The following is a 25,177-nucleotide window of genomic DNA, read 5'->3' as shown; positions in this document are numbered from 1 at the left end:
GACGGGGCCGATTCTGACTAGTGCTTGTCGCTTTCCGGGTACCAGTAGATGCGCTTGCGTTTGCCGACGCCAGCGATATTGACCTTCTGCGCACCTAGCGCGGAGGTGGCATCGCCGCCGCCAGGACCGGTCTGGTTCCCCCCGCCGAGCAAGACCGGCACCACGGTCGCGCTCGTGCCGCTGCCGATCGATACCATGCCGAACACGGACGATGGCGGGAAGCCGCCGCCGTCCAGGATGATCGAGCGGGCCGGGTTTTGCCCGGCCGACGTCAGGAAGCTGAAGGAGTAGCTACGGGCGATCCCGAGATTCGGATAGCACGTGTTGGCATCCGGCACTCTTGGCGTGTTGGTACCGATCGTGGTGTAGCCACTGACCGTCAGCGGTGCGTTGACCGCCTTCTCGCCGGGATTGGTCAGCGTGATGTAGAAGCCCGAACCCGATCCGTCATAGGTGCCCGTCAGCGTCGTGGCATCGACAAGGCCGGCTTCGGTGATCGGCTTCCAGGTCGACGGCATGCCGAGGATGTTGGTGTCCTTCAACATGTAAAGCCGATTGACCACGTTGTAGGCCGTGCCCGGCGTCGTCGAGGCAGAGTAAAGCGGATGCTCGCGGTCTCCCGTGCCGGCAGTGACGGCATCGTAGCCAGCGGTGGAGACGACATCGGGGGGGTAGAAAAACTTGCGTGCGGCGTTTGTGCCGGACGCGCCACCTAGGGCGGCAAGCTTGTTCAGGGTCCAGTTCGCCGGCGCATTCCCCGCGGTAGTCTCCAGATCCGCGCGCCAAATGTTGCCACCGACGTCGCCGACATAGAAGCGTTCGATGTACCCGTCGCCGTTGCGGTCGAGCACGGTCACATCCGAGGGGATGGCACGAGTCAGGCCCGGCACTGGCAGACAGGTGCCGCCCATGCCCGCGCAGCTAGGCAGGGCACTCCATACGGGGGAGCCGGTCAAGGCATCGAGCACCAGAACGCCCCGCCCCATGATGTCGGTGCCTGGTGCGGGATCACTGTCCTCGGTCGTGTCGTAGCCAGCACCCATGACGATGAGCGCGGACGCGCTGCCTCGCGCGCGTATCACACGTGGCTGGGACCAGCTCTGGCCGAGTTCAGGGAAGTCGGCGTTGGTGCGCTTCCACAGGTAGCGAGGATTGGCGGGGTCGGTCACATCCAGGGCATAGATCAGCCGGCCGCCGCGGCGTGCGGTCAGGTAGAGGACGATGCGCGGATGTGCCGGGTCCCGCAGGTCTTGCATGACCGTCGTGCTGCCGTCGAAGAAATAGTCGCGGGGTGTCGGTGCCGGGGTAATGCCACCCGGCGTGGTCGAGAGCTTTACCTCCGGCGAATTGGTATAGATGCGGCTGAGCTTGCCGAGAAACTCCGGAGCAATAAAGCCCCAGAGCTCACCCCCGGGCCTTACGCTGCCGATCCCCTGTGCCTGGTTGCCGTTGATCGCGTGGAACACGCCGTCGTTGGTGCCATAAAACACCACGACCCCCGTGCTTCCACCATAGTTGACGACCGCCGGCCGCGAGTGCAGCACATCGGCATGAATCGAACCGCGCACGGTGACCGGTGAGCCCGGACCCTGCTGCGCCTCCTGGCCGGCGATGCTGCTGGCATCCGCCGCTTTCACATCCGCACCGCGCATCCAGGCGATCAGCTTGGGCAATTCCGTACTGCTGATGGTTGCCGCACCACTGGTTCCGGCGTTGACGGCCGCAAGGCCATTGGCGCCGTTCAGCCATGTATTGGCGGTATCGAACGTTGGCATGGCGGCGTTGGTCGGGCAGTTGCCCGCGCCGTTGCACGTAAACAGTACCCGGCTATCCTGGCTGGTCAGCAATTGGGCGCGCAGCATCTCGCCCGCGCCGCCTTTCTCCACCACCTCTCCATCGGGCGAGTCCAGGTTCCATCCGGTGCTAGATGGGCTGTTCGTCCAGAAGCCCTTGGCGGGCCAGTTTGCCACCCCGCCGGTGCCATAGCCACTTGTGCTGAACGTGAGCGGGGGCTCAGCGGTCCAGTAGCTGACGGCACCCGGGGAAATGAACCCGGTCGCGGCGTTGCTGATCGCGCTGTTGCCGCTGGCATCCTGCAGTACGATATTGCCCTTGCTGTTGTAGCCAATCTGATACTGCTTGAGATTGCCCATCCAGCGTGGCGCGGCCGTGGCGTCCGGGCGGAACATGCCGACATAGACCTGGTTGAGGAACTGGCCTTGCGCGTTCACCGATGCCGGCAAGCTCACCGAGGCAAAGACGCTGTTGACGGCCTGCACTTCGTTGAAGATCTGCAGCAAAGCGGAAGTCAGTCCGTTGACATCCCCGAGCTGGACCACATAGGTCTTGCCGCCGCCATTGGTCCCCATGCTATCTGTGAACTGGACGTAATCCGGGTTCTTGCCATCAGTCACCGCGATCGTGTAGGTCACGATGTTCTGCTGGTTGGCCATGTTGCCCTGTACGTCGGTCTGGTACATGAAGCGAGCCCATTCGTCGCCCCAGTTGCTCTGGTATCCGTTGTAAGGGGCGGGAATCGTGATTTGCTGTTGCTGGGCGGTAGTCGCGCCCGCGGCTACCAGCGCGTTGATGACGTTCTGGCCAGTGTCCTGCGGCTTGCCGTTGTTGACGGCGTTGGCGATATAGATAACGAAATTGCGCTGGCAGGGATTGTCGATGGGCGATGTGTACTTGGTGCCCGACAAGCCGGTCCGCCCGGCGTAGAAGGCCCACGACTCCTGCATGCCTCCGCCAACCTGCGAGTTGTTCGAGTTGTCGGCCAGGCGATCGATGGACTTCACATACGTCAGGAAATTGTCCACGCCGGTGCTGTCCATCAGCGGCAGCTTGTAAGGCGCCACCGACGGAAACCGCATCGAGCCGCCGACATTATTCCCGGTGCCGAACATCATCACCCCGAGATTCAGGTTGCCCAGCAGGGCGGGGCTGTTCTTGATGGACGCCACCGCGTTATAGAGTGCGCACTGCTCGGCGCCGACATCCTTGCCAGCGTTATTGCTGGATACCACGTTCGCCGTGGAGCAGGTGAAGCTGGCCGAAGCATCCCAGGTTGACGCGTTGTCGAACAGGATCAGCACATTGGGCTTGCCAGCCTGTGGCTGCAAACCCGTGTACAAGTCGATGTCCTCCGCCATTGCCGGGCGCACGACGCAGAGTGAGAACAACGCGGCAATGGCAATGCGCGAGGCGATGCATCCGGCGGATTGGCGCATGGTGAGTCCTGGTGTACGAGGTGAAATGATCAGATCAGCCGCCCATGGGCGGGGACAAGCTCACGGACAAGCCGTGCCGGTCGGAACGCGTACTGCAACTCCCTGGTGCAAGGTGGTGCTGGTGCCGGTGGCGCTATCGTTGACGCTGGCGTTCACGTCCCATTGCGTGGCGTTGCATAAAGAATTGCCGCCACCGGCTCCGGAGGCGGTCAGCATGCCGGTGTTCTGGTTGCCGTTGCCGATGAAGCAGGAAACATCGTCGGCGTTGGTGGTATCCAGATCGGTATTCTTGATCGGTTTGCTGGTCTGGCACGCAGGCGCGGCAACCTGTGCCGTGTAGTCCGCGTTGCCATCGCCATTGACGTCGACCGGCACACTGGCGGCGGCCGCCGCCGGGCTGGCGGTGAAGTCCTTGCTGATGACCTGTTCGATGGCTTGTTGTGCTGCATTCTGCGCTTCGACGCCATGCTGCTGGTTGGCGGCGACCTTCACATTGACGACACTGGATCCAACCAGCGATATCGTCATCAGCATGAAGATGACGAGGAAGATCAATGTAACGATCAGGGTGGCGCCGGACTCCCCGCGTTTTGCGTGTTGCATGGCTTACTCCCGGCGGCCTGCCACATTGGCCAGCCTTGCCACCCGGGCATAGACATGGCGCTTGAAGCCGTCGTTGAATGGGCCGCTCGCGGTGGGCCGCCCGAGATCATAGGTGCGGCTGTCGGTCCAGCCGAGCGAGGTCCGTTGTGCACGGGCCAGGATGTTGATGCGTACCGATGTCACGTTCTGCCAGTTGGTGAGCGCGGCGACCGTCCAGTCATAGGCCGGCGCTGAGGCGCAGATCGCCTGGTTGTTTGCGCCGGGGTCGCTGACATAGCAGTCGGCGGAGCCGTTGTTGTCGAGGTCCACCCCGTAGGACAAGTGCATATCCTGGATGCCTTGCGCCATCGAGCTGACCTGAAAGGCACCGCCGATCAGTTCGGCCATTTTCAGCGTCGGCACGCCGTCGCCATTGCCGGAGCACACATCGCAGGCGGCAAGATAAAAGATGCGCACGACTGCCTGGCGCAACACCGTGGGCGTGGCCGCGTCACATGCCTTGGTGCGCATCGTGAAGGCCGGCGCGCTGGCGCCGAACACGAACGATGTGGCGTCGTTGGCGCAGAATGAAACCTGCATATAGGCCTGTCCGGTGATGGGTGTCGTGGTTGGCGTCGTCGAGACGCGCCTGATCACCAGCACCTCCGAGGTTGGCGCGAGGCCAGGCAGGCAAGGGAGTGCCGTGCCTGGCGCGTAGCCCTGCACGGCAAGCGGTACTGTGGCGGGCGAGCTGGCAAAGCCGAGTGCATCGGGTGTCGTGGCACATGCGGCGGGGCCTGCCACCGTTGCACCGCTAGTTACGCTGGCAGCGCCAAAAAAGCCCGCAAGCTCGATTTCGCGCCCGAGTGTGTCCAGCACGTAGCGCCCGTTCTCCACCTGCTCTGCGCTATTGGAAAACTCGGAGCGTGACCGCGTGGTGGAGAAGTACAGGCTCCCGAGCGCTGTCAGGAGCAGCAGCCCCAAGGTCAGCCCGACCATCAGCTCGATCAAGGAAAGGCCGCGCTGACGGTGCCGCATTGCAATGTGCAGCCTGGTCACGAGAGCACTCCAATGCGTACCTGGATACTTACCGCGCGGCGGTTCGCATCATTGCCAAACTGCCCACTGCCACAAGGCAGCGCGGGGGCTGCGGTCTTGGCGAGGCCCTGCCACGCTACCGTGATGCGATAGATCTGGTTCGCGGCATCGACGGCTTCGATACAGCCAAGCGCGCCGATCATCGCACCGACCGCCTTGCCGCCACTGATCTCCGCGCTCCCGAGCAACTCGGTACCCCAGGCTGCCAGGTCGGCATTGGCGATGGCCACCTGGGCTGCGGATCCGACCGTGCAAGCCGGCGGGGCAACGGTCGCGCTGCCCGCCGTCGTGATGATTGTGCCGCTGGCATAGCAGGGCGCGGCCTGGCGATTCCCATTCAGCCGTGCCGCCATGTCCTGTAGCAGTGTCAGCGCCTGCACGCGTTGATAGGATTCCATCTCCGACTGGCTGGAGCGCGCGATCAGGCCCGCAGTTCCAAGCAGCGCCACTAGCAAGATCACGACCGATATCAAGACCTCGATCAGTGTGGCGCCGCACTGCGAGGACCGGGCCGCGCACTTGCCATGGCGTGACGAGCGCGAAGTCATGTGCAAGCTCCGGATACCACAGCGATGCGCCCGGTGCCGCTCACTTGCACGCAGATCGTAGAAGCCGGCTGGGGGGAAACGGAAGGCGCGACCTGGAACGTCAGGCTCCCGGTCGCGGGCCTGCCGTCGTTGCCGATCGCAAGGGAGTTGCCCGCACTGGCAGTGATTGCAATGCCGTCATAGGGGCCGAAGCTGCGCACCTTCTCGGTGCCTGCCGTTACGGACCAGCCACTGGCCCAGGCGCTCGATGCGGCCATGGTGATGGTGCTGTTACGCTTCACCGCTTCGCTGCGGGTCAACGACACGGCGGCAGAGAGGTCGAGCGCAGCATTACGCGCGCGTTGCGTCGCAACCATGCTTGAGAACGAAGGGGCCGCGGCAAACGCAATGATTGCCAATATCGTCAGCGTGGCCAGCAGCTCGATCAATGTGAATCCGCGCTTGGGGAGAAGGCCGGCCGCGCGCCATGCAGTGAAATTTCGCATGGGCTATTTCCAGCAGTTCAAGCTGCCGCCCGACGCGCTCTTGTCCCCGTTGCCTGACAGGGTAAGCGTTCCGCACGCGGTGTCGTTGGTGGCCTGCCCGCCTTGCGGCGTTGCCGACAGCACATAGCCGGGCGGTGGGCCCGCGACCACGGCGACGGTGATCTGGTAATTCGGGGAGACGGTGGCGGGAAGGCTGGCGTAGCCGAGCGTGGCAAGGCTGGACGCATAAGCCCGGTTGTCTACCAGATAGCGCTCCTGCATGCTGGAAACCTCAAGCAGGAAAGATTCCGCTGCCACGCGATTGGATCGCACGACGTACTGGAGATAGGACGGGTAGGCGACTGACGCGAGAATCGCAATGATTGCCACGGTCACCATCAGCTCGATCAGCGTAAAGCCTGCCTCGAGCCGAGCGCGCCGGTCGCAACCGATACACGCCGTGACCGCCCCAAAATCCCGAAATAACCGATGCTTTCGGCTAAATCGCACCGCCGGGCTTCTTTGGCCCATGCTCGCGCTCCTGTTTTTCATTATTCTCCAGACGACCCGGTTCCGGAGGTACTTCGCGGGGAGTGTAGTCGCGATTCACGTGATGGTCAAAGCCTCTGCTGTATGGCTCGGCTAGCGTTGTAACGCGCCCACTATCGGTCAGGCAATGGACTTGCCGCAGCAGGAATTCGCCTGCGGCATGGACGATCTGCAAACAGAAATCGGTAATGTGCCTTGAGGTTATCTTTTTAAAAAATTGACACTTCCGGGCTTGCCGATGAGGGGGGGCGAGGTGCCCGACAACGGGTGCGGTCGCCGCCGGTCAGCTTGTCATCGGCGTATTCGTACGATCTGATGGTGTCGGCGCGGCTCAAGGCCTCGCAGGCGGTGCGGGTGGTGCATGAGTGGATCAAGGCGCTGATAGGGGGAGCAACCGTATCAAGCGGGGCAGGGGTAGCACCCCGGCAACATCTGTTCCCATCGCCATGCAGGTCTGCAGAAGGCAAAAGAAATCTGGGCGCTTTCCATCTCTCCATTTGCGTCCAGGCGCCGCTTCATACCTGATCCGTCTCTTTTGTCCCAAGCGGCCGGATGGATGGCGAAGCCAGGCAATGCGCGGGATTGAGCCGGTTGTCCGCCCGCATGCACTACGCTGCAACCAAAGGGGAGGCGGAAAGGCCAGCGCGGGCCGAGCTGCCAGGGCTGGACGATGCCGGCTACGACACCAGCGCCCGGTGCAACCTGGCGTGGCCGCTCGCCCGGCCGGCGCCGCTCCCACTCCCAGGCACGCAGAGGCAGAAGCATCACTAAGGCACGCAAACAGGAGGCCACCATGCAAGCCAAGCAACCCCCCGCGATCCGCCGCATCAACATCGCGTTGCAAGGGGGCGGCACCCACGGGGCATTCAGCTGGGGCGTGCTGGACCGGCTGCTGGAAGACAAGCGCATCGGCATCGACGGCATCAGTGGCACCAGCGCCGGCGCCGTCAATGCCACCGTGCTTGCCTACGGCCTGGCAAGCGGTGGGCCCGAGGGCGCGCGGCAGGCCCTGGAGACGTGCTGGCGCAAGGTGTCCGACTGCGCGAAGCTGAGTCCCCTGCAACCTACCTGGCTGGACTGGTTGATGGGCGCCGGCGGCAATATGGAGATGTCGCCGGCGTGGATGATGTTCGATCATCTCACGCGCTTTTACTCGCCTTACCAGCTCAATCCTTGCAACCTCAATCCGCTGCATAACATCCTCGACGAGACCATCGATTTCGAGGTGCTGCGCCGCAGCAAGAGCGTCAAGCTGTTCCTGTGCGCAACCAATGTGCTGCGCGGACGCATCCGCGTGTTCAGCACCGGCGAGGTCTGCGCCAAGGCCGTGATGGCTTCGGCCTGCCTGCCGACGCTGTTCCAGGCCGTGGAGATCGACGGCGAGTATTACTGGGATGGCGGCTACATGGGCAACCCGCCGATCTATCCGCTGATCTATGAAACCGACAGCCGCGATGTGCTGATCATCCGCCTCAACCCGATCCACATTCCCCAGGTGCCTGTCACGGCACGCGAAATCCTGGACCGCATCAACACACTCAGCTTCAACTCCTCGCTGATGCGCGAGATGCGCGCCATCGAGTTCATCACCCGGCTGATCGACGAAGGCGCACTCGACCCGGCACGCTACCGCCGCATGCTGATCCACAGCATCGATGCCGAAACCGAGATGGCCCGGCTGGGCGCGCCCAGCAAGTTCAACGCGGACTGGGCCTTCCTGCGCGGCCTGTTCACGCTCGGGCGCGAGCGGGCCGACGCCTGGCTCGCGGCAAACTTCGAGGCACTCGGCCAGCGCTCATCGATCGATATCGCTGAAACATTCCTTTGAGCGTTCGGCCGCGTACTACCATCAGTGCAGGGCGCCGCGCGAGGCGCGCGGCGAGCGAACGGGTTGAGGCGCAGTTTGAGGTGCATATGGACCGGGAATCGATGCCTGCGAAGTCCGACGGTGACGGGTCCGTACTGTTCGCGGATATCAGCAGCAGCACCAAGCTGTATGAAAAGGCCGGCAACGCGGCCGCCTTCGGTGCGATCGGGCAGTGCATCGCCCTGATGAAGTCCTGTTCGTCGGCGCAGCAAGGCCGCGTGGTGAAGACCATCGGCGATGAAGTCATGGCAGTGTTCCCCTCCGCCGAAAATGCCATGCAGGCTGCACTCGACATGCAAATGGCGATTGCCGCGCTGCCGCCCGTATCCGGCATCCCCATGTCCATCCATATCGGCTTTCACCACGGCCCGCTCCTGCATGATGCATCGGGCGACGTGTTCGGCGACACGGTCAACCTTGCCGCGCGCCTCACCAAGCTCGCATCGCAGGGGCAGATCATCACCAGCAAGGACGCCGTGGCGCATCTGCCGGCAAGCCTGCGCCAGGCGATGCGCTACCTCTACCCGATACAGGTGCGCGGCAAGGACGTGCCCGTGGAGTTGTTCGAAGCGATATGGCAGCAGAACGCCGACATGACCATCCTCGCCGACGTAAGCCAGCGCGCGATCCGCCCCGCGCTGCTAACGCTGCGGTATCGGGAGATGGAGGTCCGCATGAACGGCGCATCGCCGCCGGTCACGATAGGGCGCGACGCCGCGATGACGATCGTCGTTGCGGATCCGCAGACATCGCGGTTCCACGCCATGATCGAGTTCCGCGCCGGCAAGTACATGCTGATCGACAGAAGCGCGAACGGTACGCATGTCGCCATCGACGGTGATGACGAAATCATCCTGCGCCGCGATGAGGTCGCGCTGAGAGGGCACGGCTGGATTACGTTCGGGCAGTCGATGGCTGGCGCCGGGGAGCGGGTTGAGTTTTTCCCGGCTTAGCGTCCCGGCGTCGGGCCAGCACGCTGTACGGACTATCGACGTGTGGCGAAGCTGCGCTCGCCCTTGGGCGCACGCATCTATGTATCTGCTTGTTTCTTGGGAAATATTGTGGTCGGGGTCGGACTGAAATAGTTGCCGGAAAGCAATGTCGGACAAGCGGGTTGGCGTTTGTAATTCTGGATGTACCCCCAAATGTACCCCCAGAAGCCGGGGACTTCCGCTAGCACATCACAAAGACAGGAAACAAGAGCGGGGGCTGCTCACAACTCCTGCAGCCTCGACAGCAAACGACATTTTGAGCCGATTCGCCCGGCTACGTCCGCAAACATCTCGCGCAGCGCACCATCTGACGTGACAAGGAAGTCGCATTGTGCAATAGCAAGGGTGAAAAATTGGACGTCTACACCGTCAGAGCGTTTCAGTTTCCGATTGCTTGCAACGCGATAAGGAAAGGTCAGTTCCTCGGCGTGAACGGTCGGGCAGGTACGGTAGACGTCATCAATCCGCGAAAGCAGCGAATCCGCTAAGGCTTCACGCTGCTGTTTTGGGATCCATTTGTTGCTGGCCTGATTCCGCTCAGGGAGCAGGGTCATTAGCCATGTACGATCGATAAGTTGTGTATCACGATCCACGATCCCGGCCTTGTACGCGTCGCGTCCAGCCGAAGCGGCTGACGGACTGTCGTCCAGGGCTATGTCTAGGTGCCTCCTAGCCCTCCCTCTAGTGAGCATCCTCACGCCATCCCGGAAGGTTTCGCCTACAAACGGAGTTGCCGGGTTCTGGGGACTGCCGAACGTTGCCCACATACGCGCAGGCGTGTCGCAGAACGGCCCAATAGCTTCGATCCTGTAGGGGCTGTCTAGGTAGTGGGCCGCCAGGTAGTGGACAACCTCTTGGGTTTGGACCAGGCGAGGATTCGCGCAGTACAGTGCGTCAAGTTCAGCGATGAACTTGAGGCAGCCCTCCCGAGTTTCTCGTCGTGGGGCACGGGCCGTCTCATACATATTTCACACGGAAACGGCAAAGCGATGCATTTTCCCTTCCGCGACTTCCATTACCAACGCGCGTTCGGCATCGGCGTCTATGACTCGGGTGAAGCCCGCAATATCGGAAATGTAATTCTGGTCAAGGTAGATGACCCCCATCGATCCCTCAGTTCACACTCATACGATGACGCATCGAGAACGCCAGTCTATCGTGTAGGCCAGTAAGTGCCGGCGCCTTGACTGGGCAGAGTGAAACAGACTGTGCGTGGGCTGGACCCTGCGTGATCGGTACCCTCACTCACAATTTCGCGGCGATAAAAAAATGGCTACCCAATCGGTCGCGGGTGCTGCAGGTCTAGCGATTTGATACCCCCTCCCCCCCTTTCTATGATGGGGCGTGGGGGATTATGGACCTGGCATCGAGCTTCTTTCCAGAATTCCTTCTGGCGGTCCTAGGTTTTTGATCGTCGCGATCGCGTGCATCCAAGGCAAATGCCCTGACTTCCACGGGACCTGTTTCATTGCTCGTCACATTACTTGCCGTTGTGTGCAAATGCTTCATGAGAGCGTTGAAATCCCAGATAGAGCCGTCTTTTTTCCAACTTCTGTTAGTGTGCAGCGACACTACCAAAATACCGTGGCGCCTTTTGTCTGTCCGAAGGTAGTCTCGGGCCAGTTGGCCGCTGAGCGTGCCTTCGAGCTGGGTAACCGTCCAGCCCTTATTTCCGTTCTTCACCTCTATGGCAACTTCGACGTTTGCAGACGTGGAGGAAACGACGATGTCAGGTTCATTTCTACGGGCAACCTTCGGCTCTCGATGCGCGTGATAGCGTCCTTTGGACCGTTCATTTAGGCGCTCCGTTAGCCAGGTTTGTACTTGGTGTTCGTCTTGCGCGAGTTCAAGCACCGACCTGCTACTTGCATCGGACTGATCAAACGAGGTTGCAATATCGGACAGTACAGCGGCGACAACACGGAGTAAATCATTTCCAGTCTTGGCTGGCCCGGTCCCCGCACGCTCAAGGGCAAGTACTTCGGATTCGGTCCAAGGGATCAAATCTCCATCCGTTTCCGCCTTGCCATGTGCCAGCTCAACGATGCGCAGACTGTTGCCGCTAAAGGTGGGCTCAGATGCCAGTCCTAGTAGCGCCTTGAAGGCTTCTGTCCCAGGACGAGACAGCAACGTGTTGAGTACATGGCGCTGTGCGTCTTCGACTGTGTCTCTTACCGTCCGAGTTCCGCTACCGCCCGCACTTCTGTCGACGCGCGGTAACAGGTTGCCGTAGAGGAGCTTTGCAAGTGCCAAAAGCGAAGGGACTGACATCTTTGCCAACGCGCTCGAAGCGTCGCGAAAACTGCGCCCAAATAGATGGCCGAGCCACTTTTGCACTCGATTTCGCCACGCAGTTTCGCTCTCGCCATTTTGATGTCCCATTAGCCCACTAAGCCGAAGCGCGGCGGCGTCTGGTGCCAAAAGCAGGTACAGTTCGTAGTACTTCAGCGCACGATTGTCATCTGGAGTTTGCAGATGCGATTCGAGCCTTGCCTCAACAAGCCGGTGTAGGGCCGTTGCAGATATCTCTGTGCGACCAGCCGTCACGACTTGCAATGCCATCTCCAATGTCCGGTCGTCGACTGGCTCGCCTTTGCTCAACAATCGAAAGACGCGAGAAGCCACAACGGATCGGATAGCCGTTGCAGCATTCGCACCACTGGCTAAGAGATCGCTACGAACTCCTTCTGAGGAGTACTCGAAGTCCACTGAACGCTGAATCACATTGACAGCATCACTCATGCGAGTACTAACGAGTTGTTGGAACCAGCTTGTACTACTGTCGCCTGCGTAGCAGCTATGCTTGACGGCGAGCCGCACTTCCTCGGTAGAAAGATTCTTTGCCCAATCCGAATCCTCGGCGCTTTCGATGGCGAGGCCGTGGAGCGCCAGAATGCTTATATGCTTGGTCGTGAAGCTTCCGTTTCCATGATAGAGGGGGCGTTCAGCTTTGATTTGTCGCCACGCTGCGCACATTCCGTTCTTGTAATGCTGTGCCACAATTTTTCCGAAGACAGGAATTAGCTGGCGCCACGCCGTAGAACTACCGGGTGAATCATCTCCGGTCTTAGCCTTGATCCAGTTTGTGAGATGGTGAAGGCGATAAATACCTGCCTGCCAGCTGATCAAATTCGCTGGAGAATCGAGCAGCTCAGGGTGCTTCCCCAATTCTTCACGAAAATCGCGCCATGACTGTTTGGCGCCATCCTCTAGCCGCTTTCGCTCTAATTTGTTTTTCTCCACTCGGACTACGCTTCTATCAAGCGGGGGAGGTGTTTCAAAGAATTCCAAGTCCTGATGCAATCGCGGCTCACCAGCAGCAATTTCTTCCAGACGGAATCGTTCGGCCGGGAGCCGCCCCGCCCTGTGCAGAACATGGTACACAGCGCTAAAGGCAACACGGCGCTCACTCTCATGGGCGAGCGCTTTCGCATCCTCAATGAGCCAGTCGAGATCGTTGTCTCCGACCCGCCATAGTTGAGCGCCTGTAAAAGGTCCAATCTGCCAGAAATAGATTGGTGGATTCTCGCGTGGCTTTCTTTTTCCCCCAATCTTTGTGTTTGCCCACATCAACTCACGATTTAGCATTGCGTCTGCAACAACCTGCTTGGCGACCGACTCATACGCATCCAAATTGTTGTGATCTGTTACGCGCTCAAGAGCCAAAAGGAGGCGCACCAACCCGGGTTCGATATCCCCCTGGCGAGGATTGGTTAGTATCAGTTGTGCAACCTCTGCGAGCCCGCTTCCAAGCTCGGCATACTCCTCTGTCTCAGAAATGCCATCGACATCTTCCCCGCCCCCTTGATCCAAGCAAAGCTCTGCCAGGCCAAATGCGAGCCGTCGGGCCGAAGCCATATCCGTAGAAGCTCGAAAAAGCTCTGCAAGACTGTGCCCAAACCCTTCGCTCTGGAAGCGGTGCGCAGGCTGAGATCGCGCGATGAGTTCGAGTAAGTCCGCCGCTGTTAGATGGTTGGGATATAGAACGGCGCCAAACTCGGGCGCGACGCGAGCGTTCAACCTGTCTGGAGCCGAGCGTACTTTGCGCGCCAATAGCTCAAGGCCTACGTCGTCAGAGCAAGCGCGCAATGCACGGGCCGCGACCACACGACTGTACTGGTTCTCATCATCGTCAAGGGCAACCCGACGAACGAGTTCAGTGCAACCGGGTATTGGGCCCTCTTCGATAATGCGCAGCAGTTGTAGGCGGAAGTCATCGCGCTCATTCTTGATCCAGGCGTCACGGATTGAATCTGCCAGCTCTGGGTCGGCAAACATCCAAGCAGCGCGATAGTCGATCATTTCCGCATTGAGCTCGCCTTTTGCATCCAACGTTGCATAAGTCGACAAAAGACGCGCGCGAACAGATATTGGAAGCGATTTGGGATCGCCGTGCGCGATCAGGCAGACAGGCTCGCGCCGAATGACTTCGTTCAGTATTAGCGAGTTGCTCAACGCAAGCCAAGCTGCGACTGCCCTTAGCGCGGGGCGAATAGTCTCAACACCGTAAAGCTCGACAAGCAAAAGCTGCTGGACCTCTTCAAGAGGACAATTGGCGTCGAGAAGGCGTTGCAACCAAGAAGCTGCCAAGTACTCTTGACTTGACCGCTGGTGGAAGCGCACTCTGCCGTAAGTCGCCGGGGAAAAAAGTCCGCGCCGGAGCAATGTGCCAACCTGCGCAGGAGTCCAATCTTGCAGTACTTTCAACGGCTCAATTACACCATGTGAAAGCTCAGTTTCCGGTTCCTGACCAATCGCGCGCAGGGTGAAAGTCCTCCCCAGTACAAGCGCAGCCGCTAGCCGTTCTGCGCCTTCTCTGGCTTGCTGAGGTGTGATTTGATCCGCGTCTGGTCGATGTGCGTCTTCCTCAGTCAGTTTCCGACGGATGCCTTCTTCGGTCATCGCTTGAAGCGTTCCGAACGCCGAATGCGCTTTCCAATAACCAACAAGATCAATGAGATCGCCAGGCCGCTCGGTCATACGCAGCAAGCCCGTACGGTCGGCTTCCCGTAAGAATTCATCGACGTCGTTGACTCCGGCAGCTTGGGCGAATGTCCGCTTCTGCTCAAACGCTAGAGGGACGAGCTGTACGACAAGCAGATCAACCGGTACTTCCGTTGGCCGTGGTAGGGGCTGACGACGAGTATTCTCCGATCTCTTGAAGAGGGGCGCCAGTAGGTCCTCATCTGGATCCAAGGATGCCGATGCATTAGGAAGGACGACGTGCGGAAGCCGATCGCGGATAAGTTCTCTATCTCCCTTGCCATGCCAATCGCTAGCGCGGCAGGTGACCAGCACGTGTGCGCGGCCAAGATTGTCGCGCCCAAGCTCCTTGGAGAATCGTCGCAAAGCCGAGTCAAAGTTCTTCTTGTTAAGTCGAGCTTCATCAACGGAGTCAAGAAAGAACCATGCGGGTTCATTCGCTAGCTTCCAAGCCTGGAAGCTGTCTGTGTCAGTCTCATCCAAGCTGGCTTCAAACCCACTATCAGCAAGTTCCTCAATGCGAACGAAGTACGCTTGCATGCCTTGGCTCTTGAGTCTTCTCGCTTGAAAAAGGAGCTCCTGCGTCTTCCCGCTGAGAGCTTCAGCAAGAAGCACGACTCGCTTGCGTTGCAGAAGCTCGTCCCAGCTCAGCCAACCACCGTACTTGCGTCCGGTCGAAATCCCCCATTCGAGCGTCGCCTCCGTATCCTTGATTAACGGCGCAAACATACGATTGAGATTAACGAATTCCATGAGTACGAGAATTATATTGCGCCCATTTCCGGGCTGGATTCATCTTCGGGCGGGTAGTGGCCCGAACTTACTGCAGTCACGTCCTAGGAGGAGTAGACGACGGGCTTGGTCACCATTTTAGACTTGAAGCGTTCCAGCCATCTGCGAACACGAATCGGACGCAACATATCTCGTGCAGCACTCATAAGTTAATATCCCATGCGCCAATATCGCGTGCTAGGAGCGACGTTACCGATTGCCACGGCAAGGCTTGCTTCCACAATGCGGACAGCCGGTACCGTGGCGGAGGCTCGCCCACGACGTTGACCAACAAAGGCCGCAACAACAACGCAGCCTGAGCGGCTCGTTTTGGCCTACAAACTCATTGGACTCCACGTAACCCCCCAACTTGGCCATGTGGCGTTGAATTTTTACGAGCGTTTCAGCGCGATGTCTTGCTTGCTGACCGGCTTTCCAGCAAGCCGTACACCAGACGCCCCGGCGAACCAATCTGGGCGACTTCATCCACTCATGTCCGGCAGCGCAGCGCCATCGAAGCGGCATGTCTTGCCCCAAGTACTGAGAACTCTGACAAGAGCCACTGTGGACGCGTGCCATCGCCTGGCATTGAGCCAGTCGATCATCAACGACGATGGCGATTTGCCGCAAGTTGAGCGTCGGCTTGTCGCGCCACGCACCGCGGTCAAAACCGGCGTGCTCCAGTTCCGACCGAATGTAGGCTTCGATTTCCTGGTGCAGGACCGTGTAGGGAATTTCGATCAGAGTGATGCCATTTCGGTGGCAGGCGGCCCGCTTGATCTCGTCGCGAGCCTGAAGGGCGGCAAGCCGGTCGCGGTCCATCTTGAACTGCCTGACCCTCGTGAAATGCTGCGCCCCCTGATACTCGAACGCGAGCCGCAATACCTCGCAGTATCCGTCGAGTTCGAGCGGCTTGCCGTGTGTGCCGAGCAGCCAGCGCGGACGTGCCCTCGGAAAACTCGCCTCTAGCAGGTATTCGAACACCGCTCGGCAAATGCGCTCGCTTAAGCCATGTCGGCACATGGGGCACCATCGCCCCGCGATCAAGTTTGCTGGGGCCGTCGGCCACCGGTGCCCGAGCGCGCATTCCCATTCGAGCGGGGTGTAGATATTCCGATAGACTGTGGAAATGCACTTGCCACCTTTCGCGGCAGCCAGTTCGCGCATCGCCCCGATCGTCAGATTTGTGTTTTCCCGGCTCTTTCTTTCGTTCGCGCATGTCTCGCACCAGTGTCCCGCGAACACGCTGACCGGCTTCGTCCACCACCGATGCTTTGCTGCACATTCCCATTCAAGCAGCGTGTGGCTATCCACATAGACAGGAGAAAGGCAGCGCCCAAATTGCTTCCGAGCGATCGATTGGCACTTGAGGTAACCACGATTGCGCTGCTGCCTTACCTGCTGCTCGCGGGCGCAAACGCCGCACCAATGGCCGGCCAACACGCTTTCACCGGTGGCCTCCCATTCGTGACTTTCGCGGCATCGCCAGCGCAATCTTGTTCTCCCGTTCACGTAGGCTGTCGAAAGACACTCCCCTTCCTGAAGACGGGCAACTTGCTGCATTTCGTCCAGCGTGTGCGCTGGTTTTCCGGACTTCCAAGTTCGCATGACGTCCTCCGATTGCTTACGAGGACACCTTAGTCACAAAAATCGCGTCCACCAAATGCCACATCTCCGCCAACTTGTTGGCAGATAGCCGATTGCGCGAAGAGGGGGTACTTGCAAGCATATTTTTCATCCCCCTCTCACAGCCATGCTGTGAGAGGGTTATTCACGGATGCTCGCAGAATATTGTCTTTGGGTGTAGAGCGTCAACTACTTTGGCCGGTCGAACGACAACTATCTTGGCCGGTCGGCTGGGGTAATCGTCGCGAGTCAGGTCGTCATAGTTGTCGCTCCTTCCGGTTCGGTTTCGGGTAATTGACGCCGCCGCGCCCGCTTGTTGTCGCTGGCGTTGCGACGTCGGTAGCTTTCGACGTTCAGCTCGAAGATCGTCGAGTGGTGGACGAGTCGGTCGATGGCGGCCACCGTCATGGACGGGTCGGGGAACACTTCGCTCCAGCCGGAGAACGGCTGATTGGCCGTGATCAGCAGGCTTCGCCGCCCGTATCTCTCTGCGATCAGCTCGAACAGTACGCTCGTCTCGGCCTGGTCCTTGCGCACGTACGACAGGTCATCGAGGATGATCAGGTCGAAGCGGTTCAGCTTGCCGAGCATCGACGGCAACTGCAGGCTTTAGCGGGCCACCTGCAGCTTCTGCACGATCTCGCTGGTGCGCGTGAACGGCACGCGGTAGCCGGCGTCGATCAGGGCGTGGCCGATGCCGGAACCCAGATGCGTCTTGCCGCCTCCCGGCGGCCCGAACAGCAGGATCGTGGCGCCTTTCTCCAGCCATGAATCGCCGGTTGCGAGCGCCATCACGTGGGCCTTCGAGACCATCGGCACCATGCCGAAGTCGAAGCTGTCGAGCGTCTTGGCCGGATCGAGGCGCGATTCGATGCGATGCCGTTCGATGCGCCGTTTGACCCGCTCGGCGAGCTCGTGCTCAAGCAGCGCACCGAGCAGCCGGGTAGCCTGCCAGCCCTCCTTGTCGGAGCGCTGTGCAAACTCGGGCCATAGCCGTGCGATCGTCGGCAGCCGTAGCTCGTTGAGCATCAGTCCCAGGCGCGCGGCATCGTAGGTGGCGGGTGCGTTCATGCCGTCACCTCCTCGGCGAGCAAGGTGTCATAGAGCGCCGCCGCCGGCGTACTCCCAGTGCGAGAAGGCGAGCACGAAGTGATACAGCCGGTGATCGAACGGCGCGCCGGCGATGGTCGCATGCAGATCGCGCATGTCGGTGAAGTCCGACAGCCCCTGCACGCCGGGCAGGTGTTCCTGCGGGAAGAAGATCTCCTTGCTGGGGCCCTCGATCGCGCGCCACTGGCTGACGCGCCGTTCGAGCGTGCGTCGCATGCTGTCGGGGAATCGATCCGGATGAGCTTCCTGCAGCCTGGCCAGCAACGTGACGGCCTTGAGTCGCGGCGAGTGGCGCAGCAGCGGCACGACCTCGCCGTCCCAGACGTCAGCGAACGGATCGTGGCGGGTACGCCACGTGCGCGGCGGTTTCTGCGATGGCAGATGGGCACCGTGCTCGAATCGCCGCGCTGTCCGGACGCTCATGCCGGCCATCGCCGCTGCGACTTCCTGGGTGTGATGTTTGCGCTTGTTCATAAAGAGGCGGACCTGCTGGTCCGTAATATGGGTTCCGGACATGGCTGTTCGCTTCTTCTTGACCGCAATCAGCCATCCTAAAACCCCCTCCGCCCGGCGCCGCCGGTGGGGCAGTGTCTCCGGCGGCTACGCCGCCTCCGCCACCGCCCCACCGGCAAAGACAATCGTCGTCAAACCGGCCAAGATAATTGTCGCCGTCTACTTTGGGAGAGTAGTTTTCCGTATGGTGGCAGTTAGATGTCGCAGTTAGGTAAATCGGCTGTGAAGGCGCGTCGCTGCACGGATCTGTTACGCTATTTTGTGAACCCGTACGGAGTGGAGAATGGTGGCTGAGCAGAAAGGCAGGGGGTTGCCGGGATATCGAGGCTTCGAGTACCAGATTGACGCATCTATTTGGATCGCGTTGACCGTTCTCTTGCGAGATAGACAGGCAGCCGAGATCTATATAGAACCGGCTAGTGCGGAAGACATCGAGATTGATGTGACGCCGGACGAGCGGGACGCAACTTTGACGTTCCCAGCTTCGTCTAGTAGACGGGTCATGATTCAGTGCAAGACGCGCAGTACGGGTCCTTGGACGCATGACGCATTTTCCGAGGTGGTGGGTAATGGGCTACCGCGGCCAAAAGGTTCGAGGGGGCCGGCCCCACGCAAACGCGCGCTGGAAATCCTGCGGGATGAGCCAGATGCCTGTTACTTCCTGATGACCAATGCGGGAGTTGAAGGTAGCCTATACGGACTGCACCAGGATTCCCTGAACGTGCCGCCAAAGCACGCCGCATCGGTCAGGGGGTTCCTTGATCCAAGCCTTCGCGGTGCCGGCAACAAATTGAATGGACGAGTCTCAATTCTGGATGGTCTGACTGAAGAATTGCTCGTTTTTCGTATCGAAAAGCTGCTCTTTGTCCAGTTCAAGGTGCCTTATCTCCAAATTCAGCCTTGTGTCGCGGCGCTCAAGCACGCATGCCGGTCACGGTTGTTAGGCCATGCTTCTTCGGCGCTGACCGCCGTCAGCCTTGCAGAACTAATCAAAACTCATGGCGGTATTGCCAACGGACTGATCCGTAGGAATATCCAGCTTCCGACAGATTTTGCGCAGATGTTCGAGCACCTGAAAACGCACAACGTGATCTTATTGCTGGGGCCTCCTGGGGTAGGAAAAACGACGCTCGCGCAGCATCTGGCTGAACTGCATCGCGTCGAGGCGATCCCTTTTGAAGTGCATCACGTCCGGGAAATCAGTAGCCTAAGCGAGAAGCTTGAGCAGCCGGGACCGGCGCTATTTGTCATATCAGATCCTTGGGGAATTAGCGATCATCTTTCGACGACACCGCTAACCCATGAGATGCGCAACTTCCTCGTCCGTGCAGGTCATGACAAGCGCTTCGTCATCACTTCGCGTAGCGATATCATTCATTGGGTCGACAAGGCCACATTGGCATTTCTCGAGCCTTACAAATATAGAGTTTCAGTTAAGAGTTATAGCGAAGCATCCCTATGGGCCATCGCCACCGAACCTGTTAGCACAATTCCTTCTGCATTGGACGTGGCTGAACGAAACCGTCGCGACATCTTGCGCACTTTGAAAACACCATATGAGTTGAACATGTTTGGTGTTTTACTCCGCAAGGAGTTGGGTACATACGAAGTTCGTGTTGTTCATCAGCCGCTCCCTTTTGAGGATCAGATTACAGCGACTTGGCACACGGCGACTGGCTATACCGACGAATCGGTCATGATTCGGTCGATCATTTCAAGCGCGGGGAGCATGACCACAGCCGCCGGCATCCAGCGATTGTTGATACGATGGCCGGTAAATTCCGCGCACCATGCTGCCCTATGTTGGTTGCTATTGGAGGCATTTGAAAGCTACGAGCATGACGAGTTCGTACGGATTTGCCACTTGGTCGGCTCGGAAGCGAGGGCTGAACTAGAGCCAGCTGGTTACATTGGGTATTTGCAGGACGCTGGGATACTCGACATTGACGCTGGCCGGCTCACTGTCCATTCTTTTGCATTGCGTGGTATGGCGGACTACGTCAAAGGGCATGCAAACACGGTGGGTACGTTAGTAGGCCATCTTATAACCTACTTCATCAGAAGAATCTCTCAATCCAACCATACCGAAGACACCGTCGGTCGAGCCTTGCATCTGGCCGCAGTATGGACGCAAATGGCTGGGCGTGACAATGAGGCGGCCCTTGGTGCTACAAGGCAGGTAGACGCGTTTCTGGAGGAAAGTTGCAGGAAAGCGGATAGTCGTCGATTCGCAGATGCTGCCAGTTTCGCCATTTGGTGGCGTTACGGTCGCTCGCCTTTCGCTAGGCTCATGCATGCATTTCGCCCTGGCGAGTCAGATTTTACCCCTCCTTGGTATCCCGTGGATTTCGACGCCGAGACCGTGCATCAGATCATAACTACAGGCACAGCAGCCTACTGGTTGCCGAGGATTATTACCGAATTTGTGCCCTATACCACTATTTGGTACGGGTTTGAGGAGGCCGAATTTGTGGCATTTGTCACGCAGTTCGGAGTGCCTTTGGAACAAGCCTGTCGAAAGGCCTTGTTCACAATAGAAGACAGAATGTTTGTTGATCGCGGCGACGGCGTCTGCGACGACCCCCATCTGGATATCAATCTAAAAGCGCTGAAAAGCCTGCTGGCGGCCTATTCAACTATCCCGCACCCAGAGAGATATTTGCGATCTAAATACGAGGAGGACGATGTCTGAGTACGTCGCACTTCAACCTAACTCGGTGCTTTCTGAAGGAATGGCGGTTCGAGTGTGAGTCGTAGGAGGGGCTGCACCCCAAGGCAGCAGCCCCCAAAAAGCCCAAATGCGCTAACCCATGAAGTGCACCGCCAGCTTGTGGGTGTTCTTGCTGCCCAGGCGTTCGGCAGCCGGTTCCTGCTGGCCGGCACCGTGGTTTTGCGTGCGGGGGCGGGATTGCGCCGTTGTCGATGCGGGCGCGTCATCCGGCTCACTGAGGCCATTGTCTTGGAGCACGTCGGCCAGCTTAAGGCGCTCGCGACTCAATGTCACCTCGCTGTCCACATTGAGCCGAGGAGTCGGTAGCGAAAATTTGTCCAGCGCCGGCTGCAGCTTATGGGTCAGAGCGGTCAGGCGCTCGCTTACCTCGTTCCGGGTCAGGGGCAGCAGCGCCATGCCCGTCACCTCGGCCATCGCTTCCTTCAGCGCAGCCGAGAGCGCGGCCACTTCGTCGGCATTGGTTTCATAGCGGATCGACTTCTCACCCGTCCACGAGCGGTGCGGGAATGCCGTAATCTGCGTGAGATGCCGCAGCTTGTCGCTGGCATCGCCAAGATGCTCGTGGAACTCATCGAGCCATTCATCGCGGCACGCAATCAGTTCCTGCCGCAATTCGTGCGCCTCGCGCAGCTTGAGCGATTCGAGCGCATAGGATGCGGTCCGTGCCCGGTGTTCCTCTTCCCGCGCAGCAATCAGTTTGGCTTCTGCCGCTTCCAGCGCGCGCATTGCGCCCTGATATGCCAGACCGGCAGCGGTGATCCCCTTGTCGTGTCGCTGGTCAAGACTATCCAGATTTGCCTTGAGCACGATGCGCCTTTCGATGATGGCACGCTCGGCGCGCTCGCGGATTTGTTCGGCCTCGGGCGACTCAATGAGCTGACGCAATGCCTGTTCATCGCGCTTCGTGAGGTTTGCATTGTCGAAGAAGTTAAACATTTTCATGGTCCTTAACTCCAAAAAGTGAAAACAGAAGAGCAGCCGTCAAGTCGAGGCGTTACTACGCCATCTGCCAGCCGACGACGTTGTAAAGGCGGAACTCGGTGCGGGCGTCGTACCACATGGCACCGGTGGAGTCGGCGACATATCGCGCCAGCCGGTAGGCCGGGTCGTTGTCGCGGTGCGCGCGGTTCGCGGCGTCGACCTTCACAAGAACATTGCTGACGCCGCCTGCGCTGTCCAGCAACGACACAAGGCCGATTGCGGCATCGGCCGGGCTACTCCAGGTCGGCGGTTGAATCACAGCAGTCATTTCTTCACCTTATCGAAAATACGCATTTAGCGCGGGTTTGGTTTGGGCTGTTCGTACGGACGATTCAAATGGCCATGTGGGTTTCCTATGTTTTTGTTCTTGGTTCGGCGGGTACGTTTAGGTACACCCCTAAAGGGTGGTGTACCTAAACGTACCTATCCTGCGAGGTACACCACGGGAGCGCGTACCTAAACGCACCTTTGCGTACCTTGTTCACTTGGCTGCCTCCGCAACAGAGACCATGCCGGCGATATCGTGTATCGCCAGTGCAGTGACCAACTTCTTCATGGCGCGATAAACGGAGCCCTTTTCGTACTTGCCTTTGAAGTGAGCGACCACGGCGCTCTTCTTGATGCCGAACTTGTGCAAGGCGAGAAACTCCACAACGGCCCCTTCAACTTCGCCCATGCGCTTACTCCCCTGCGGCTTTTCCGGAGCATCAGTGGCCACCACCACGCAGGACGTCGCGGGGTCTCCCCATTTTGTACGTCCCAGCTCCACAGGTTGAATCCGGAACCCGATGCGCTCACCTTTTGTGGGCAGGTCACGCTGCTTCGCGCTTTCGGCGCAGCAACCCGCGGGTGAGGCTGTCACTTCAATTTCGGTATCCACGGCGGCTCGAACGCCGCTCCAGCCGCGCGCACCAGCGGAGGCATCTTTCCCGCAGTGGTGAATGAGCAGGAAATGCGCGCCACACTCGGCGCGGATGCGGTCGAAGTGGCGGATGACAAGCCCCATGTCCTGCCCGGCGTTTTCATTTGCGCCTGCGCTGAGGCGGGCCAGGGTGTCGCCCACAATCAGGCGCGCACGTTGTCCGCGCTCGGCTTCCAACTGGCGCACCAGTTGAATCACAGCAACGGTGTCCGCTTCCCCGTCGAAGAGGTCGATCGGGTTTTGGACGATGGCGAAGTTCGGTACGAGCACGCGGTGATGAATCTGATAGGCCTGCAAGCGGGCACGCACCGATGCGGGGGATTCGGCGGCGAGGTAAATCACAAGCCCTGACTCCGTCTTGCGGCCGAGTCACTGCACGCCACGTGCCACGGACGCGGCCATATCGATCGTCAGGAACGTCTTGCCGCCGTTCGGGCCGCCGAAAAGCATGCTGCCACCACCTGCCGTTAAAACCCCTTGCACGATCTCGTCTGCGGGCGTAAAGGTGTCCGGCAATTCATCGGCAAATACCACGCTCAGACGTGATTCCATCTTGGGCGGGTCGGCGCGGCCAGTCATTTCATCGGGTACCGGCATAGCAAATCGCTCGGCTTGGGATAGCACGTCCTTCATGCGGGCCATGTTCGCGTTCATGCTTCCGTCCCCGCGAGGACGTCGTTCAGGTCGTTTTCGACTTGGCGCGTAACGAACACCTCGGCATTGGAATTGACCCAACGGCCAGCGCAAGCGTTGGAAGCGGCCGAGCCGGCCGGGTCGTTGTCAGCGCCAATAATGAGACAGTCAACGCCGGTCAGGCAGGGGAACGCGGCGAGGTTGCCCGCGTCGATGCATGCCCAGACCGGCTGATACGCCCACGCGAGGCTCAGGGCAGTTTCCAAGCCTTCGGCGACACCCAGACCCAGCGTGACGGCGTCGTCGGGCCACAAGCGAATGACGCCACCTTGCTTGCGATGACCGCCCAGCAGCAGGCGTGGCGGGTTCACGTCGGCCTTGCGGCCGTTGGCACAAATCCAGGTGCGATGCAGGCTCAGTGGTTGGCCCGGCATTGCGTCCGTAATCAGGCCAACCAACGCGGGCCCGGTATAGCCGGTCGGATGTTTCAGGCTAGGGTGATAACGCAGATCGCCATCGGCGGGTGGGATGACGCAGCAGCGTCCGCTCAGATAATCCAATGCGACTCCAGAAAGGGGCATGCAGAGGTTCCAGAGTTCGCGCCCGTAATCGGACAACACGTTGTGCCGGCGTGCCGTGGCGACCTCGAAACTAGGCAAGGCTGCTCGCTGCCAGGTGCCACGTTCCGGGCGGTGGCTCACGCTGAAGCCGCAGCGGAAGCAATGCGCAACGCCGTTGCCGGCAGGCTCCACAGTGATACTCAGAGCCGTATCGGAAGCGCCGCGACGGCAAGCCGGACACGGACGGCGGTGCTTGCCGATCCCGTATTCAAGCCAGTCGATCATGCGGCCCCCTTCAAGTACTGGAGGAGCCAGCACACCAGCAGCTTCTGGACGTCGGAGTCGGTCAGATAAAAGAAGCCGGGGCGGCCGCTACGGCCATTGCGGTAGGTCCAGGTGCTGCGGCGGCAAGGGATTTCGAAGCCACGGCGGCGCAGTTCGGCGATGAGCTTGTGAGCGCTGCGGGAGTCAGCGATACGTTCGATTTCTGCGATCCGACGCGGGCGCTCCAGCAATGCATGGAGCACCAGCAGATGACGGGGATTGCCAGCACCGATGAATGCCGTGCGGATGCTTGCGTCCAATGGGGTTTGGATGGACGCCATCACGAACATTCCCTTTGTGGCGGTTTGGGCGTTATGCGGCTGTTTCATTTGTCGCACTCCTTACGCCTTGTAGCCGGCAGGGTTTGCCAGCCACGCATCGATGTCACCAGCGCGCCAGCCGACAGTGCGAGGGCCAAGAGCGACAGGGGCAGGGAAGGTCTTATTTTTGATGCGCTGGTAGATGGTGGAGCGGGACAGGCCCGTCGCAGTTTCTACTTGCTTGCGGCGAAGGATCGCCAGAGCGGCGCGGAGTTGTTCGGCCATGTGTCACCCTTAGTGGATTGTCCGGGCCAATCCCGGAACACATGGCTATTTGATGTCTTGCGGCGCACCAGTAAAAGATGGGCGAATTGCGAAAACCCACCCGAGGATAGTCCCGAACGGGTGGGTGGGTTTCGGTAAATGGGGA

Annotated in this window: 18 protein-coding genes and 3 pseudogenes; 3 read left to right on the top strand and 18 right to left on the bottom strand. The window is 59.8% G+C overall.

The window, feature by feature from the left end; translation table 11 throughout:
• Window positions 1–17: 17 nt before the first annotated feature.
• Genes AC1RWI_RS14580 through AC1RWI_RS14555 form a run of 6 tightly spaced genes read right to left on the bottom strand, consistent with a single transcriptional unit; the run spans window position 18 to window position 6,477 of the window.
• The gene (locus AC1RWI_RS14580) at window positions 18–3,233 is read right to left on the bottom strand and encodes a pilus assembly protein (RefSeq protein WP_492867146.1); all 3,216 of its coding nucleotides are present in this window, start codon (window positions 3,231–3,233) and stop codon (window positions 18–20) included.
• A gap of 60 nt (window positions 3,234–3,293) precedes the next feature.
• Entirely contained in the window at window positions 3,294–3,836 is a 543-nt protein-coding gene (locus tag AC1RWI_RS14575; protein WP_492867144.1) for a PilX N-terminal domain-containing pilus assembly protein, read from the bottom strand.
• A gap of 3 nt (window positions 3,837–3,839) precedes the next feature.
• Window positions 3,840–4,853: a PilW family protein gene (locus AC1RWI_RS14570; protein WP_043352281.1), complete on the bottom strand. Its 1,014-nt coding sequence runs from the start codon at window positions 4,851–4,853 to the stop codon at window positions 3,840–3,842.
• 17 nt (window positions 4,854–4,870) lie between these two features.
• Window positions 4,871–5,461 carry a type IV pilus modification PilV family protein gene (locus AC1RWI_RS14565; protein WP_043349214.1) on the bottom strand — a complete coding sequence of 197 codons (591 nt, stop codon included), beginning with the start codon at window positions 5,459–5,461 and terminating at the stop codon, window positions 4,871–4,873.
• Window positions 5,458–5,946, bottom strand: coding sequence for a GspH/FimT family pseudopilin (locus AC1RWI_RS14560; RefSeq protein ID WP_043349213.1), 489 nt, complete (start codon window positions 5,944–5,946; stop codon window positions 5,458–5,460). Before AC1RWI_RS14560 ends, AC1RWI_RS14565 begins: the two co-directional genes overlap by 4 nt.
• 3 nt (window positions 5,947–5,949) lie before the next feature.
• Complete coding sequence (locus AC1RWI_RS14555) at window positions 5,950–6,477, bottom strand: type IV pilin protein (protein ID WP_492867141.1); 528 nt, start codon at window positions 6,475–6,477, stop codon at window positions 5,950–5,952.
• A gap of 790 nt (window positions 6,478–7,267) precedes the next feature.
• Between AC1RWI_RS14555 and AC1RWI_RS14550 the strand changes: the two genes are divergently transcribed.
• Together AC1RWI_RS14550 and AC1RWI_RS14545 are read left to right on the top strand one after the other, a co-directional pair.
• Window positions 7,268–8,302, top strand: coding sequence for a patatin-like phospholipase family protein (locus tag AC1RWI_RS14550; RefSeq protein ID WP_043349211.1), 1,035 nt, complete (start codon window positions 7,268–7,270; stop codon window positions 8,300–8,302).
• A gap of 86 nt (window positions 8,303–8,388) precedes the next feature.
• A complete protein-coding gene (locus AC1RWI_RS14545; RefSeq protein WP_043349207.1) occupies window positions 8,389–9,294 on the top strand; it encodes an adenylate/guanylate cyclase domain-containing protein in 906 nt (301 codons plus the stop codon).
• A gap of 260 nt (window positions 9,295–9,554) precedes the next feature.
• Here AC1RWI_RS14545 and AC1RWI_RS14540 read toward each other — a convergent pair whose 3' ends face one another.
• The 6 genes and pseudogenes from AC1RWI_RS14540 to AC1RWI_RS14515 all read right to left on the bottom strand — a co-directional run.
• Window positions 9,555–9,887, bottom strand: a complete 333-nt coding sequence (locus tag AC1RWI_RS14540) for a hypothetical protein (protein WP_492867138.1) — start codon at window positions 9,885–9,887, stop codon at window positions 9,555–9,557.
• Window positions 9,888–10,301: 414 nt separating this feature from the next.
• On the bottom strand, window positions 10,302–10,439 hold the full coding sequence (locus AC1RWI_RS14535; protein WP_492867136.1) for a hypothetical protein: 138 nt from the start codon (window positions 10,437–10,439) through the stop codon (window positions 10,302–10,304).
• A gap of 226 nt (window positions 10,440–10,665) precedes the next feature.
• Window positions 10,666–15,069: an NACHT domain-containing protein gene (locus tag AC1RWI_RS14530; RefSeq protein ID WP_492867134.1), complete on the bottom strand. Its 4,404-nt coding sequence runs from the start codon at window positions 15,067–15,069 to the stop codon at window positions 10,666–10,668.
• A 228-nt stretch (window positions 15,070–15,297) separates the two neighbouring features.
• Window positions 15,298–16,695, bottom strand: coding sequence for a PDDEXK family nuclease (locus AC1RWI_RS14525; RefSeq protein WP_492867132.1), 1,398 nt, complete (start codon window positions 16,693–16,695; stop codon window positions 15,298–15,300).
• Window positions 16,696–16,962: 267 nt separating this feature from the next.
• Window positions 16,963–17,784, bottom strand: a pseudogene (gene istB / locus AC1RWI_RS14520) (IS21-like element helper ATPase IstB).
• A 45-nt stretch (window positions 17,785–17,829) separates the two neighbouring features.
• A pseudogene (locus AC1RWI_RS14515) lies at window positions 17,830–18,339 on the bottom strand (IS21 family transposase); the annotation flags it as partial.
• A gap of 280 nt (window positions 18,340–18,619) precedes the next feature.
• Here AC1RWI_RS14515 and AC1RWI_RS14510 point away from each other — a divergent pair.
• Window positions 18,620–21,028 carry an nSTAND3 domain-containing NTPase gene (locus AC1RWI_RS14510; protein ID WP_492867130.1) on the top strand — a complete coding sequence of 803 codons (2,409 nt, stop codon included), beginning with the start codon at window positions 18,620–18,622 and terminating at the stop codon, window positions 21,026–21,028.
• Between the two features lie 111 nt (window positions 21,029–21,139).
• On the opposite strand, the gene AC1RWI_RS14505 is transcribed toward AC1RWI_RS14510, so the two are convergent.
• The 6 genes and pseudogenes from AC1RWI_RS14505 to AC1RWI_RS14480 all read right to left on the bottom strand — a co-directional run bounded on the left by AC1RWI_RS14505 (window position 21,140) and on the right by AC1RWI_RS14480 (window position 25,032).
• A complete protein-coding gene (locus AC1RWI_RS14505; RefSeq protein ID WP_492867128.1) occupies window positions 21,140–22,009 on the bottom strand; it encodes a hypothetical protein in 870 nt (289 codons plus the stop codon).
• A gap of 55 nt (window positions 22,010–22,064) precedes the next feature.
• A complete protein-coding gene (locus AC1RWI_RS14500; RefSeq protein ID WP_492867126.1) occupies window positions 22,065–22,316 on the bottom strand; it encodes a hypothetical protein in 252 nt (83 codons plus the stop codon).
• Window positions 22,317–22,529: 213 nt separating this feature from the next.
• Window positions 22,530–23,522 (bottom strand): annotated as a pseudogene (locus AC1RWI_RS14495) (helicase RepA family protein).
• Between the two features lie 98 nt (window positions 23,523–23,620).
• Window positions 23,621–24,448, bottom strand: a complete 828-nt coding sequence (locus tag AC1RWI_RS14490; protein ID WP_492867124.1) for a DUF7146 domain-containing protein — start codon at window positions 24,446–24,448, stop codon at window positions 23,621–23,623.
• Window positions 24,445–24,816, bottom strand: coding sequence for a hypothetical protein (locus tag AC1RWI_RS14485; protein WP_492867122.1), 372 nt, complete (start codon window positions 24,814–24,816; stop codon window positions 24,445–24,447). The genes AC1RWI_RS14490 and AC1RWI_RS14485 overlap by 4 nt, the downstream gene beginning before the upstream one ends.
• Window positions 24,817–24,828: 12 nt before the next feature.
• On the bottom strand, window positions 24,829–25,032 hold the full coding sequence (locus tag AC1RWI_RS14480) for a helix-turn-helix transcriptional regulator (RefSeq protein WP_492867120.1): 204 nt from the start codon (window positions 25,030–25,032) through the stop codon (window positions 24,829–24,831).
• Window positions 25,033–25,177 lie beyond the last annotated feature (145 nt).

Source organism: Cupriavidus sp. MPR-AND1C (genome assembly GCF_058809705.1).
This window is presented reverse-complemented; position numbering and strand designations above follow the sequence as displayed.